Annotated in this window: 10 protein-coding genes; 3 read left to right on the top strand and 7 right to left on the bottom strand. The window is 69.4% G+C overall.

The genetic code is table 11. From position 1 onward, the window contains the following. Window positions 1-68: 68 nt before the first annotated feature. On the top strand, window positions 69-1,832 hold the full coding sequence (locus AC07OH_RS02990) for a phosphoethanolamine transferase (protein ID WP_495299525.1): 1,764 nt from the start codon (window positions 69-71) through the stop codon (window positions 1,830-1,832). An 18-nt stretch (window positions 1,833-1,850) separates the two neighbouring features. Here AC07OH_RS02990 and AC07OH_RS02995 read toward each other — a convergent pair whose 3' ends face one another. Genes AC07OH_RS02995 through eat form a run of 4 tightly spaced genes read right to left on the bottom strand, consistent with a single transcriptional unit; the run spans window position 1,851 to window position 6,059 of the window. Next, complete coding sequence (locus AC07OH_RS02995) at window positions 1,851-2,432, bottom strand: peroxidase-related enzyme (protein WP_099796473.1); 582 nt, start codon at window positions 2,430-2,432, stop codon at window positions 1,851-1,853. Then, the gene (gene eutC, locus AC07OH_RS03000) at window positions 2,429-3,244 is read right to left on the bottom strand and encodes an ethanolamine ammonia-lyase subunit EutC (protein ID WP_495299526.1); all 816 of its coding nucleotides are present in this window, start codon (window positions 3,242-3,244) and stop codon (window positions 2,429-2,431) included. The genes AC07OH_RS02995 and eutC overlap by 4 nt, the downstream gene beginning before the upstream one ends. Further along, on the bottom strand, window positions 3,241-4,635 hold the full coding sequence (locus AC07OH_RS03005; RefSeq protein WP_495299527.1) for an ethanolamine ammonia-lyase subunit EutB: 1,395 nt from the start codon (window positions 4,633-4,635) through the stop codon (window positions 3,241-3,243). The genes eutC and AC07OH_RS03005 overlap by 4 nt, the downstream gene beginning before the upstream one ends. 17 nt (window positions 4,636-4,652) lie before the next feature. Continuing rightward, on the bottom strand, window positions 4,653-6,059 hold the full coding sequence (gene eat / locus AC07OH_RS03010; protein WP_495299528.1) for an ethanolamine permease: 1,407 nt from the start codon (window positions 6,057-6,059) through the stop codon (window positions 4,653-4,655). Window positions 6,060-6,195: 136 nt separating this feature from the next. On the opposite strand from eat, the gene AC07OH_RS03015 reads away from it, so the two are divergent. Then, on the top strand, window positions 6,196-6,606 hold the full coding sequence (locus tag AC07OH_RS03015) for an FKBP-type peptidyl-prolyl cis-trans isomerase (RefSeq protein ID WP_495299529.1): 411 nt from the start codon (window positions 6,196-6,198) through the stop codon (window positions 6,604-6,606). A gap of 13 nt (window positions 6,607-6,619) precedes the next feature. On the opposite strand, the gene AC07OH_RS03020 is transcribed toward AC07OH_RS03015, so the two are convergent. Next, on the bottom strand, window positions 6,620-8,218 hold the full coding sequence (locus AC07OH_RS03020) for an OpgD/OpgG family glucan biosynthesis protein (RefSeq protein WP_495299530.1): 1,599 nt from the start codon (window positions 8,216-8,218) through the stop codon (window positions 6,620-6,622). A 236-nt stretch (window positions 8,219-8,454) separates the two neighbouring features. Here AC07OH_RS03020 and AC07OH_RS03025 point away from each other — a divergent pair, with 236 nt between their 5' ends. Then, on the top strand, window positions 8,455-9,207 hold the full coding sequence (locus AC07OH_RS03025) for an alpha/beta fold hydrolase (protein ID WP_495299531.1): 753 nt from the start codon (window positions 8,455-8,457) through the stop codon (window positions 9,205-9,207). Here AC07OH_RS03025 and AC07OH_RS03030 read toward each other — a convergent pair. Next, complete coding sequence (locus tag AC07OH_RS03030; RefSeq protein WP_495299532.1) at window positions 9,200-10,243, bottom strand: RNA methyltransferase; 1,044 nt, start codon at window positions 10,241-10,243, stop codon at window positions 9,200-9,202. The genes AC07OH_RS03025 and AC07OH_RS03030 overlap by 8 nt on opposite strands. 148 nt (window positions 10,244-10,391) lie before the next feature. Further along, window positions 10,392-13,640, bottom strand: coding sequence for a hypothetical protein (locus AC07OH_RS03035; RefSeq protein ID WP_495299533.1), 3,249 nt, complete (start codon window positions 13,638-13,640; stop codon window positions 10,392-10,394). Window positions 13,641-13,783: the final 143 nt, after the last annotated feature.

The raw sequence follows: 13,783 nt of genomic DNA on the forward strand, positions 1-13,783 counted from the left end.
GCCGATTTCTCGCCGGAGGGGGAGCGGCGGTTCAGGCTCCCTTCAGATGCGCTTTTTACATTTGGCGCATGTCTCTTTCGCGTATAGAGTCCGCGCCTGTGCCGGGCCACCTCCTGTCTGAAAACCACTCGTCTGCGTTTCCCGACGCGCGCAGCACTTCCGACTCCTTGTGGGCACGCTTCGATCGCTGGATCACGCGGCCCCGCTCGACCCGGCAGGTGATCGTCTGGCTCAGCGTGTACCTCGGCCTCACGGCCAACTGGCCGTTGCTGAACGACCTGGCCCGCCTGGGCGGCGCGCCCAGCACCTACATGCCGACCGTCGCCGCGTTGGGGATGCTCACCTTCTGCGGCACCGTCGCGATGCTGTCGCTCACCGCCTGGTCGCGCTGGATGAAGCCGCTGTGGCTGGCCGTGGTCGTGATCGCCGCGGTGGCGCAGCACTACATGCTCCAGTACCGCGTGGTGATGGACCCGAGCATGATCGCGAACGCGTTCCAGACCGACCCCAACGAGGCGCGCGACCTGCTGAGCTGGCGCATGGCCTTCAACGTGCTCGTGGTCGTGCTGCCCGCGGCCTGGGCGATCTGGCGCGTGCGCATCGTGCGGATGGGGCTGCTGTCGCATTTCTGGCGCAACGCGCTGCTGCTGGCGCTGGCCGCCATCGTGGCCGTGGGCACGGCCGTGGCCATGAACCGGCAGCTCGCGCCGCTCATGCGCAACAACGTGCACCTGCGCTACATGATGAACCCGATCGCCAGCCTGTACTCGGCCAGCGCCGTGGTGCTGCGCCCGATGTTCAAGCGCAGCAGCAAGCTGATTCCCATCACCGCCGGCACCGCGCTCGGCGCGAGCTACGCAGGTCAGGCGCGGCCGCCGCTGTTCATCGTGGTGGTGGGCGAAACCGCGCGCGCCGACCACTTCGGCCTGAACGGCTACGCCCGCGACACCACGCCCGACCTGGCCAAGCGCAAGGTGCTGAGCTACCGCGAGGTGCGCTCGTGCGGCACCAACACGCTGGCCTCGGTGCCGTGCATGTTCTCGCCGCTGGGCAAGGACGGCTACGAGTCGCGCAAGGACGAGTACGAAAACCTCATGGACGTTCTGCAGGCCTCGGGCCTGGCCGTGTTCTGGCTCGACAACCAGGCCGGCTGCAAGGGCGTGTGCGCGCGCATCCCGAACGCCTCGGCCTTCGACGGCCTCGACGCCGCCACCAAGAAAGCGCTGTGCGACGGCGACGAGTGCCTCGACAACGTGATGCTCAAGGGCCTCGATGAACGCATCGCCGCGCTGCCCGCCGAACGCCGCGCCAAGGGCGTCGTGCTCGTCATGCACCAGATGGGCAGCCACGGCCCGGCCTACTACAAGCGTTCGTCGCCCGAACTGAAGCGCTTCACGCCCGAGTGCAAGACCAACGCGCTGGCCGAATGCGCGCATGCCGAGCTGATGAACGTCTACGACAACTCGATCGCCCAGACCGACCACTTCCTCGGCCAGACCATCGACTGGCTCCAGACCCAGTCCAAGCAGTACGACCCGGCACTGCTGTACATCAGCGACCACGGCGAGTCGCTGGGCGAATACGGCCTGTTCCTGCATGGCGTGCCCTACAGCTTCGCGCCCGATGCGCAAAAGCACGTGCCCATGGTCACCTGGTTCGGCGACGGCATGAGCGAGCGCCGCAAGCTCTCGCGCTCGTGCATGGAGGCGGGCCTGGACGCACCGCTCACGCACGACAACCTTTATCACACGGTGCTGGGCCTCATGGACGTGACCACGCCCACCTACAAGCCCGCGCTCGATGCGCTGGCCTCCTGCCGCGGCAAGGGCTGAGCTCGCTACCGCAGCGTCTTACTTCTTTTCGCGTGGCAGACGGCCCATCAGGAAGAACTCCGGGTTCGGCTGCATGCCGCTGAAGCTGGCCAGGCGGTTGCTCAGGCCGAAGAAGGCGGTGATGGCCGCGATGTCCCAGATGTCTTCGTCGTCGAAGCCGTGCGCGTGCAGTGGCCCGAAGTCGCGGTCGTCGATCTCGTGCGAGCGTTCGCAGACCTTCATTGCAAAGTCGAGCATCGCGCGCTGGCGCTGCGTGATGTCGGCCTTGCGGTAGTTCACCGCCACCTGGTCGGCCACCAGCGGTTTCTTCTCGTAGATGCGCAGCAGCGCGCCGTGCGCCACCACGCAGTACAGGCATTGATTGACCGCGCTGGTGGCGGTGACGATCATCTCGCGGTCGCCCTTGGTGAGCGAGCCTTCTTCCTTGAGCATCAGCGCGTCGTGGTACGCGAAGAACGCCCGCCACTCGGCGGGGCGGCGCGCAAGGCCGAGGAACACGTTGGGCACGAAGCCGGCCTTTTCCTGCACGGCAAGGATCGCGGTGCGGATGTCGTCGGGCAGGTCTTTCAGTTCGGCGAGGGGGTAGCGGGGGGCGGTCATCTGCTTGTCTCCTGGGGATCGGTCCCGGGATCATAGGCAACGGCGTGCGGGCCTGCAGCCAGCACCGCCAGGTCGCTCTCGTCCTTGAGCCCCACGCCGCTCAACCCCCGGCGCAGCGATTCGCGCACCAGCCACGCGAGCTTGAAGGCCGCCTGCGCGTACGACAGCCCCTCGGGCCGCACGTTCGAGATGCAGTTGCGTTCGGCGTCGTGCCGGCCCCGGCGGGGCGAATGGGTCAGGTAGATGCCGAGGCTGTCGGGCGAACTGAGGCCCGGGCGCTCGCCGATCAGCATGATCGACAGCGCCGCGCCGACCGCTTCGCCCAGTTCGTCGGCCAGCGCGACGCGCGCCTGCGTGGCGATGAACACGGGCGACAGGCGCGTGCCGGGAGGCAATTGCGGGCGCAGCGCGGCGAGCAGCGGCTCGGCGTGGCGCGCGACCGCCAGCGAGGAAAGGCCGTCGCCGATCACCAGGCAGACGTCGCAGCCGCCTGCAGGCCGATCGTCGCGCAGGCGCGCGGCGTCTTCGGCATCGAGCTGGCGGCCGAGGTCGGGGCGGCGCAGGTAGGTGGTGCGGTCGGGGGCGCGGCTGTGCACGCGGCTCACGTCCCATCGGTCGGCGCGCAGTGCGGCATCGAGCGCGTCGACATCGAGCGCCGCATGGATCGCGTCGCGCGCCATCGCGTGGGCCCAGCCGAAGCGCAGCGTTTCGTCGGTGGGCATGCCGGCGCCCGCGCGGCCCAGCGCGAGCCGCGCGGGCGTGGCGGCGCGCCATTGCGCCCAGGGGTTCGGGGTGACGGGTGAATCGCTCATGGCGCCAGCGCGGACAGCCCGCCCATGTCGCGCAGCAGTCGGTTGGCCGAGGGCGGTGCGAGCCGCCCGGCGGTGTCGGTGATCTGCATGCGCTGCAGCCAGGCCTCGAACTCGGGTGCGCGCTTCAGGCCCAGCGTCTCGCGCAGGAAGAGGGCGTCGTGGAACGAGGTGCTCTGGTAGTTGAGCATCACGTCGTCGGCGCCCGGGATGCCCATGATGAAGTTGATGCCCGCGGTGCCCAGCAGCACGAGCAGCGTGTCCATGTCGTCCTGGTCGGCTTCGGCGTGGTTGGTGTAGCAGATGTCGCAGCCGATCGGCAGGCCCATCAGCTTGCCGCTGAAGTGGTCTTCGAGCCCGGCGCGGATGATCTGCTTGCCGTCGTACAAGTACTCGGGGCCGATGAAGCCGACCACGGTGTTGATGAGCAGCGGCTGGTAGCGCCGCGCCAGCGCATAGGCGCGCACCTCGCAGGTCTGCTGGTCGACGCCGAAGTGGGCGTTGGCCGAGAGCGCGCTGCCCTGGCCGGTCTCGAAGTACATGAGGTTGTTGCCGACGGTGCCGCGCGCAAGCGATTGCGCCGCGGCGTGGGCCTCGTCGAGCAAGGCGGGCGTCACGCCGAACGAGAGGTTCGCTTTCTCGGTGCCGGCGATCGACTGGAACACGAGGTCGACCGGTGCGCCGGCCTCGGCGAGCTTCAGCGTGTTGGTCACGTGCGTGAGCACGCAGCTTTGCGTGGGAATCTCGAAGCGCTGGATCACCTCGTCGAGCATGTGCAGCAGGCGCCCGAGCACCGGCAGGCTGTCGGACACGGGGTTGATGCCGATCACTGCGTCGCCCGCGCCGTACAGCAGGCCGTCGAGCGTGGAGGCGGCCACGCCGCGCAGGTCGTCGGTGGGGTGGTTGGGCTGCAGGCGCACGGCCAGGTGCCCGGGCAGGCCGATGGTGTCGCGAAAGCGCGTGACGACGTGGCACTTCTTCGCGACCGCGACCAGGTCCTGGTTGCGCATGAGCTTGGACACGGCCGCCACCATCTCGGGCGTGAGGCCCGGTGCGAGCGCGGCGAGTGCCTCTGTGGTGGCTTGTTCCGACAGCAGCCAGTTGCGGAAGTCGCCGACCGTGAGGTGCGCGACCGGTGCGAAGGCCTGCGCATCGTGCGTGTCGATGATCAGCCGCGTGATGTTGTCCTGCTCGTAGGGAATCAGCGCCTCGGTGAGGAACTGCTTCAGCGGCGTGTCGGCCAGCACGTGGCGCGCGGCCATGCGCTGCTGCGCGGTCGCCGCGCCAAGGCCCGCGAGGTAGTCGCCCGAGCGCGCGGGGCTGGCGCAGGCGAGCACCTGCCGCAGATCGTCGAAGGCGAACACCTGGCCGGCAATGGTGGTGCGGTAGCGCATCGTGTCGTTGGATCTTTTCAGGGCGTGGACGACAGCATCTCGTCCGGCGCGGCGGCGTCGCGCTGCGCCGAGGTGAGCAGGAAATAGCCGTAGGCGGCCGCCATCAGCATGAGGAAGAGCACCGTCAGCATGGTGTTGAACCAGACCATCGCGCCCAGGCACACCAGACCGAGCCCGAGCGCGATGGCCGGGAACACGGGGTAGAAGGGCGCGCGGTAGGTGCGCAGCAGGTCGGGCTCGGTGCGCCGCAGCTTGAACAGCGCGGCCATCGAGATCAGGTACATCACGATCGCGCCCAACACGGCCATGGTGACGATGTTGGCCGTGAGCGTCTGTCCGCCGAACTGCACCCACTCGTCGCTGAAGATGGCGGCGATGCCGATCATGCCACCGGCCAGCAGCGCGCGGTGCGGCGTGTCGAAGCGCGGACTCAGGCCGGCGAAGTAGCTCGGCAGGTAGCCGGCGCGGGCAAGCGCGAAGATCTGGCGCGAGTAGCCCATGAGGATGCCGTGGAACGACGCGATGAGTCCGAACAGGCCGATCCACACCAGCATGTGCAGCCAGCCGCTGTTGGCACCCACCACCGCCTTCATCGCCTGCGGCAGCGGGTCGTTGATGTTCGCGAGCTGGCGCCAGTCGCCCACGCCGCCCGCGAAGATCATCACGCCGAAGGCCAGCAGCACCAGCGTGACGATGCCGGTGGTGTAGGCCAGCGGAATCGTGCGGTGCGGATCGCGCGCCTCTTCGGCCGCCATGGCCGCGCCCTCGATGGCCAGGAAGAACCAGATCGCGAACGGGATCGACGCGAAGATGCCCGACACCGCCGCGCCGTTCAGCACATTGCCGCCGGCCCATCCGTGGGCCACGAAGTTCGCCATCGACCAGCCCGGCGCGACCACGCCCATGAACACCAGCAGCTCGAAGATCGCGAGCACGGTGACGAACAGCTCGAACGCCGCCGCGATGCCGATGCCGATCCAGTTCAGCCCGATGAAGACCACGTAGGCCCCCACCGCGAACCACTTCGGGTTGATGCCCGGGAACTGCACGTTGAGATACGCGCCGATCGCCAGTGCGATGGCCGGCGGCGCGAAGACGAACTCGATCAGCGTCGCGAAGCCCGCCACGAAACCGCCGCGCGGCCCGAAGGCGCGCCGCGCATAAGCGAAGGGGCCGCCCGCATGCGGGATGGCGGTCGAGAGCTCGGTGAAGCTGAAGATGAAGGTTGTGTACATCGTCGCCACCAGCACCGTGGCGACCAGGAAGCCGAGCGTGCCGGCCGTGTTCCAGCCGTAGCTCCAACCAAAGTACTCACCCGAGATGACGAGGCCGACCGCGATGCCCCACAACTGGACGGGACCGAGGACTTTCTTGAGATGGCCGGTGCCGGCGGCGGGGGCCGGCGAAGCGTCGTTGGCGCGCATGGGGGCTTCCTCTCTGGGCGGATGGTGACAGTGCGCCCGTCCCAAAGCAAGGGCCGTTCCACCGGATACATCGGCGTACAGGTGGCTTCACGGGGGCTGTCCATAATCGGCAGCTTTTCAACCACCGAGGTGTTTCGTGAAGTCATTTGTCTGTGCCGCGCTCGTGTCCGTCTTCGCCATTCCCGCAGCCTTTGCGCAATCCGCCGCCGTGACCACGCCCAGCGGCCTGATCTACCAGTCGCTCAAGGAAGGCACCGGCGCATCGCCCGCCGCCACCGACGTGGTCAAGGTGCACTACCGCGGCACCTTCCCCGACAGCGGCAAGGAGTTCGACAGCTCGTACAAGCGCGGCGAACCCACCGAGTTCCCGCTCAACGGCGTGATCCCGTGCTGGACCGAAGGCGTGCAGAAGATGAAGCCGGGCGGCAAGGCGAAGTTGACCTGCCCGCCTGCGATTGCGTACGGCGCGCGTGGCGCGGGTGGTGTGATTCCGCCGAATGCGACGTTGAATTTCGAAGTCGAGCTGGTGTCGATCACGAAGCGCTGAGGCTTCGTGAAATTCAACCTGGCTGGTACTGATACAGCCAGGTCTCCGTCAACGTCTGGTCCCCGTTCTTCAGATACAGCCGCATGTCGACCGGCTCCGTGCCTTCGGGCGTGAAGTCGAACTGCGCGCGCCAGTGGCCCGGCACGCCATTCGGCACGGCTTCGGCGAAGACGTAGGAGAACTTGCCGCGCGGCGCGGTGAGCACCAGTTCGGGCTTGACGCCGAAGGGCACCGTGGTGAGCGGCTGCCCGATGAACTCCACCATGAACTTGCGCACGCCCTGCGGACGCGGTTGGCCCGGCTGGCCGCCGCGGCCGATGCGGGTGGCGACGCAGCGCGCGAGCGGTGACGGAAAGGGCTCCTGGTCGGTCCAGTGCAGCCGGTATTGCAGGCTGTAGCTTGCCCCGGCTTTTGCATCGGCCTTCGGCACCCAGAAGGCGACAGTGTTGTCGTGGATCTCGTCGTCGGTCGGGATCTCGATGAGTTGCACCGAGCCTTCGCCCCAGTCGCCCAGCGGTTCGATCCACAGGCTGGGGCGCTTCTCGTAGTTGACGCCGTCCTGGTAGTGGTCGAAGTTGCGGTCGCGCTGCAGCAGGCCGAAGCCGCGCGGCCGGGTGTCGGCGAACGCTGACGCGCGCGTCTGCGTGGGGTTGTTGAGCGGGCGCCAGATGCGCTCGCCCGCGCCGTTCCAGATCGCGAGGCCGTCGGAGTCGTGCACCTCGGGACGCCAGTCGATGGCGGTGGGTTTGATGGTCTCCGAGTACCAGTACATCGACGTGAGCGGCACCAGGCCCAGGCGCGACACGTCGCGGCGCAGAAAGATGCGCGCGTCGATGTCCATGATCACGGCCTTGCCGCGCTGCATGACGAACTTGAACACGCCCGTGACGCTCGGCCCCTCGAGCAGTGCGTAGACGGTCATTGCCGTGGTGTTGCCCGCGGCCGGCGTTTCGAAATAGAAGCGCGTGAAGTTCGGAAACTCCTCGGGCTTGTCGGGCACCGCGACGTCGAGCGCGATGCCGCGCGCCGACAGGCCGTACTGGTAGAGCTCGCCGATGGCGCGGAAGTACGAGGCGCCGAGAAAGGCGACCCAGTCGTTCTTCTGCCAGTCGAGCTTGCCCTGGTCGCCCAGGCGGCTTTCCTGCAGGCGAAAGCCCGCGAAGCCGGCGCCTTCGGGCAGCGCGCGCGCGGGGCTGTCGGCGGGCATCGAGAAGTACGACGGGCTGTAGAGCACCTCGCGCGCAAAGCTGTCGCCGCCGGCGTTCTCCAGCACGTGCATGCGCACCGGGGTCTGGAAGAAGCGGCCGAGGTGGAAGAACGTGACCGGAAAGGCGCCGGGCCCGTCGCGGAAGAGGGCGTTGGCGGGGTCGAAGCGGATCTTGCCGTGCGCGTCGTAGTCGATGCGCTCCAGCACCTGCGGCGCCAGCGGCGCGGCGGCGGTGTAGGGGCGGGCGGCCAGGCGCTTGGCCTGCGCGACGAGCGCATCGAAGGAGAAGGGCGCCGGCTGGCTCAGTTGCAGGCCGTTGGCGGCCAGCGCCTCTTCGGGCAGTCCCAGGGCAGCGAGTGCGGCGGCGGCACTGCCGGCGGCGAGGAAGGATCGGCGATCAAGCATGGGTTCTTGAGGGGGCGAAAGCCTTTGGAGGAGAAGGGAAAGGAAGGAGCGTCGGGGAGACGGGAAAAACAACGCCAAGCATGCCCCGGACCACAGGGTAAGGCGCGTCAGCCATTCCGCGCAAACGGGGCCGGACAAGGCCCCGCGCTGTCTTGCGGCAGCGGGTGCCGATCGGGCCCTTTTCGGGGCGTCGCCGGGTATTCTCGCGCCATCGAAAGTGCCAGGAGACCGCGGACATGTACACGGAACAAGGCGGCGAAGGCCCGGACCTGCTGGTGCTGCTGCACGGCATGGGCGCGACAGGCGCGGTGTGGGCGCCGCTGTGCGCGCAGGCGGGTACGCGATGGCGCGGCCGTTGGCTGGCGCGCGACCTGCCTGGGCATGGCACATCGGACCGACAGACCTCTTACGCCATCGGTCAGCACGCGGCGACCGTGGCGCGTGCGGTGCTGCCGCATCTGCAGCCCGAAGGCCGACTCGTGGTGCTCGGACATTCGCTGGGCGGTGTGATCGGCCTTGCGCTCGCGACGGGGTGGTTCGGCGTCGTGCCGCACGCGGTCTTCGCGGCGGGTATCAAGGTCGGATGGAGCGATGAAGAGGTCCGCCGCATGGAGGCGCTGGCGACGCAGCCCGCGAAGAAGTTCGCTACGGAAGAAGAGGCTCGCGACCGCTATCTGAAAGTCTCCGGTCTCGCGGGGATCGTCGATGCGACATCGCTTGTCGTGGCGCGCGGCGTTGCGCAAGATGGCGAGGGATGGCGCCTTGCCATGGACCCGCGCGCCAATGCCGTGGGCAAGCCGCCGCTGTCCGAACTCGTCGGACTGGCGCGCTGCCCGATTCACCTCGGCCAGGGCCGCCACGATGCGTTGGTCACCCTCGAGCAGACCCGCTCCCTCGACCCCGACGCCCGCGACCTGGGCCCGCATGGCCACAACGTGATGGTCGAGGCGCCCGGCGCAGTGTGGGACTGGATGGCCTCGCTCAGCTGAGCCGCTCGTCGGCCCGGCGGATCGGCACGCTCACCCGCACTTCGGCCGCGCGCGCCCGCAGCTGGCCGCAGCCGCCATCGACGTCCTGGCCGGCCGAATAGCGCAGCTTCGTGAGGATGCCGCGTTCGTGCAGCGTGCGGGCCATCTGCTCGCAGCGCTCGCGTGACGGGCGGCCGAAGTCCACGCCCTCCACCGTGTTGAACGGGATCATGTTCAGCACGCCGTACTTGCCCGAGAGCAACCGCACGATGCCTTCGACTTCCTCGGGCCCGTCGTTCACGCCTTCGAGCAGTGTCCACTGGTACTGGATCGGGTAGCCGGTCGCGCGGGCATAGCGCTCGCCTGCGTCGATGAGGGCTTCAGGCGTCAGGTTCGGCGCGCGCGGAAGGAGTTTGCGGCGCAGATCCGCATTGGTCGTGTGCAGCGAGAGCGCCAGCGCGGGCCGCACGCGCGCCTGCAGCAGCCGCTCGAACACGCGCGGATCGCCGACGGTGGAGAACACCAGGTTCTTGTGGCCGATGTTGCCGACCGTGCCGAGCAGCTCGATGGCCTCGATCACGTTGTCCAGGTTGTGCGCCGGTTCGCCCATGCCCATGAACACCACCTTGCGCACCGGCCGGCGCAGGCGCGCGAGCGCGACCTGCGCAATGATCTCGGCGCTTTCGACCTGGCGCAGCAGGCCGTCGCGACCCGTCATGCAGAACTGGCACCCGACGGCGCAGCCGACCTGCGACGAGACGCACAGGCCGTCGCGCGGCAGCAGCACGCTTTCGACGGTCTGGCCGTCGGCCAGCGCAACGAGCAGCCGTTCGGAGCCGTCGGCGCCGGGATGAACCGCGTGGATGCGCGCCAGGCCCGCCAGTTCGGCCTCGATGGCCGGCAGGGCCTCCATCAGCGACGACGGGAAGAAGGTGGCCGGCAGGCGCCTGCCGCTGTTGCGCGGCAGCGCATGCGACCACAGCCGCAGGATGCGCTGCTCGTGGCTGGGGCCGGCCCCGGCCTCGCGGAGTCGTCGTTTCAGTTCGTGGATTCGCATGCGCGGCGTGGGGCAAAGGGGCTCGGGGGAGCACCAATTGTGCACGGCAGGCATGCGAAGGCGCGGCGCGCCGGAGCGGGCGCCGCGCCTGCGGTGCGTGAGAAAGCGTGTGAAGGGGAGGGCCGTTGCCGGCCGCTCCCGCCTTCGGTCAGCCCAGCAGGCCGTGCAGGATGTTCGTCACGGGCGCCAGCGCGGAGCCGGTGCCGCTGTGGTCGAGCAGGCTGGTGATCGGGGCCACGACCTCGCACACCAGCGGCGTGACCGCGTGCTCGACGGTGTTCACCACTTCCGCGACCACCGGGGCGACCGCCGAGCTGGCGCCGGCCAGGATGTCGGCCGCAGGCACCGCGGCGCCGGATGCGGCCTGCGTGGCCCCGGCCGCGACGGGTGCCACGGCATCGCTTGCATGGCCGAGCACCGACGACACCGGCTCGAGGATGTCCGCGACGGGGCTCTTGCCTCCGAGCAGGCCGCCGAGCAGGCTGCCCACGAGGCCGTCTTCACCGACGATGCCGCCGAGCAATCCGCCTTCGCCGCCGCCGAGGACGCCGCCCAGCACGCCGTCTTCACCGAGCACGCCGCCGAGCAGGCCACCGTCGCCGCCGAGGACACCGCCCAGGAGGCCGTCGTCGCCGAGCACGCCGCCGAGCAAACCGCCGTCGCCGCCAAGGACGCCACCCAGCAGACCGTCGTCGCCGAGCACGCCGCCAAGCAAGCCACCGTCGCCGCCGAGAACGCCGCCCAGGAGGCCGTCGTCACCCAGCACACCGCCGAGCAAACCGCCATCGCCGCCGAGGACACCGCCCAGCAGGCCGCCGTCACCGAGCACGCCGCCGAGCAGACCGCCGTCGCCGCCAAGGACGCCACCCAGAAGGCCGTCGCCGCCAAGGACACCACCCAGAAGGCCGTCGTCACCCAGCACACCGCCGAGCAGGCCACCGTCGCCGCCGCCGAGCAGGCTGCCCAACAGGCCTTCATCACCCAGCAAGCCACCGAGCAGGCCACCGTCACCGCCGAGGACGCCACCCAACAGACCGTCGTCACCCAACACGCCGCCAAGCAGGCCACCATCGCCACCGAGGACACCGCCCAGCAAACCGTCATCACCCAGCAATCCGCCCAGCAGACCTCCGTCACCACCGAGCAGACCGCCCAGCAAACCGTCGTCACCCAGCACACCGCCGAGCAGGCCACCGCCGTCGCCGCCGAGGACGCCACCCAACAGGCCGCCGACCGGACCCTCGGCACCGAGGATGCCGTCGTCGCCGAGAACACCGCCCAGCAGACCGTCGTCGCCGAGGAGCCCGCCCAGAAGGCCGTCATCGCCCAGCACGCCGCTCAGCAAGCCGTCTTCGCCGCCGAGCAGGCCGGCCAGCGGGGTGGCGCTCAGCAGGGAGCCGACCGCGCCGTCCGGGCCTAGCAGGCTGTCCACGAGACCATCGCCGCCGAGCAGTCCGCCGGTGAGGCCTTCGCTGCCGAGCAGGCCGGACAGTGCGCCGTCGCCGCCGAGCACGCCGCCCAGGATGCCTTCGTCGCCGAGCAGGCCGTTGACCAGGCCGCCGTCGCCCAGCACACCGCCGAGCAGGCCGCCGTCGCCCAGCACACCGCCGAGCAGGCCGCCGTCGCCACCGAGCAAGCCGCCCAGCAGGCCGTCGTCACCCAGGACGCCACCGAGCAAGCCGCCGTCGCCACCCAGCACGCCGCCGAGCAAGCCACCGTCGCCACCGAGCAGACCACCCAACAGGCCATCGTCACCCAGCACTCCGCCCAGCAAGCCGCCTTCGCCACCAAGGACGCCGCCCAGCAGGCCGTCGTCACCGAGCACACCGCCGAGCAGGCCACCTTCGCCGCCCAGCAAGCCGCCCAGCAGACCACCGTCGCCACCGAGCACGCCTCCCAGCAGGCCGTCGTCACCCAGTACACCGCCGAGCAAGCCACCGTCACCGCCGAGCAGGCCGCCCAGAAGACCATCGTCACCCAGCACACCACCGAGCAGACCGCCGTCGCCACCGAGCACGCCACCCAGCAAGCCACCGTCGCCGAGCACACCACCCAGCAGGCCGTCGTCTCCCAGCAGTTGTCCGATCAAGCCGTCTTCGCCGAGCACGCTGCCCAGCAGGCTGCCATCACCCAGCAACCCGTCGAGCACCCGGCCGACGACACCATCCGTGCCGAGCAGGTCGTCCACGAGGCCGTCCAGGCCCAGCGGAACGGTGATGCCGCCGAGCAGGCCTTCGCTGCCCAGCACGTTCTCGAGCGCGTTGCCCAGCGCGTCGGTCAGGTAGTCGACCTGGCCGATCAGCGAGCCGACCAGCGCATCGGTCAATCCGTTGCCGAGCAGGCCGTCGACCACCGGGGTCAGCACGCCGCCGACGTGGATGGCGATGTTCTCGACCGCGTTGTCCACGGCCTCGAATTCGTTCGGATCGTCGGGCCGGAACTCCTCGCCGGTGACCGGCGAGAGCAGGTCGTCGACCAGATCCGTGAGGCCATCGGCCACGGGCATCAGGGAACCCAGCGTGCCCGACGAGTCGGACGCGCCGCGCGCCGCTGGGTTGCTTGCGCCGCCCAGGCCGAGGGCGTTGTCGAGTGCGCCGAGCAGATGGCCCGCGAGGCCGTCGCCCGGATCGAGCAGGTGGTCTGCGTCGGCATCGGCGTCCGCATCGGCATCCGCATCAGCGTCTGCATCCGAGTCGGCATCGGCATCCGCATCCGCGTCGCTGTCGGCGTCTGCATCCGCGTCGGCATCCGAGTCTGCATCCGCGTCGGTGTCTGAATCGGCGTCCGCATCGCTGTCGCCGATGCCCGAGACGAACAGCGGGAACCCGCCGCTGTCGCCGCCACCACCACCGCTCAGTGCAGCGCCCAGGCCGATGGCGCCCAGCGCGCCGAGTGCGAATTCACCCAGGCCGATGCCGCTGCCGGCCGCGGTCTTCTTGCTCACGGCGAGCGCTGCGGCTTCCGCGTCGCTGTCGGGCGAGGTCACATCGAGGTTGCCCGAGGCCACGTCGACGTTCACCTGCTCCAGGCCGCTGGACAGCTTGGTCGAGGTGATGGTGGCGTCGGTGCCGCTGGCGAACACACCGGACAGCGGCGCCTTGTTGGTGGCCGAGCCGGGGAACAGCACGTTGGCCTGCCCGCCGTCGGGCACGATCACGCGGTCGCCTGCAATGAGGGTCTGGTTGCCGTCCACCGGCATCCGCAGTCCGTCGCGCATGACGACCGTGCCGGGGGTGGCGTTGGACAGCGTGCCCAGGCTGGTCGGCGCGGCGGGTGCGGCCATGGGCGCCGACCCGACGGGGCCCAGGGGCGTGACGCTGGCCTGCGCAAGCACCACGGGAGCGCCGCTTTCGGCGGCGGCGGGGATCGAAGCGATCGGCGATACGGTGGTGGTCATGCGGCCTCCTCGTCAAATAAATGACTACAGAGGGCAACATGCGTGCCGCCTTTGCTTTCAGCCGTCAGCGCGTGGCCGAAAACGCCGTATCTCGTTGATTCGAAAAGACTTTTGTGCGAATGGCCTCATCGGCCTCGTGGTGC

Source organism: Variovorax sp. GW821-FHT10C12 (genome assembly GCF_059415405.1).

Excerpts from the sequence above, each read along its gene's own strand:
- AC07OH_RS03005 (WP_495299527.1), bottom strand. The coding sequence starts at position 4,635 with ATGCGCTACCGCACCACCATTGCCGGCCAGGTGTTCGCCTTCGACGAT.
- AC07OH_RS02995 (WP_099796473.1), bottom strand. The coding sequence starts at position 2,432 with ATGACCGCCCCCCGCTACCCCCTCGCCGAACTGAAAGACCTGCCCGAC.
- AC07OH_RS03035 (WP_495299533.1), bottom strand. The coding sequence starts at position 13,640 with ATGACCACCACCGTATCGCCGATCGCTTCGATCCCCGCCGCCGCCGAA.
- AC07OH_RS03025 (WP_495299531.1), top strand. The coding sequence starts at position 8,455 with ATGTACACGGAACAAGGCGGCGAAGGCCCGGACCTGCTGGTGCTGCTG.
- AC07OH_RS03020 (WP_495299530.1), bottom strand. The coding sequence starts at position 8,218 with ATGCTTGATCGCCGATCCTTCCTCGCCGCCGGCAGTGCCGCCGCCGCA.
- AC07OH_RS02990 (WP_495299525.1), top strand. The coding sequence starts at position 69 with ATGTCTCTTTCGCGTATAGAGTCCGCGCCTGTGCCGGGCCACCTCCTG.
- AC07OH_RS03030 (WP_495299532.1), bottom strand. The coding sequence starts at position 10,243 with ATGCGAATCCACGAACTGAAACGACGACTCCGCGAGGCCGGGGCCGGC.
- eutC (WP_495299526.1), bottom strand. The coding sequence starts at position 3,244 with ATGAGCGATTCACCCGTCACCCCGAACCCCTGGGCGCAATGGCGCGCC.
- eat (WP_495299528.1), bottom strand. The coding sequence starts at position 6,059 with ATGCGCGCCAACGACGCTTCGCCGGCCCCCGCCGCCGGCACCGGCCAT.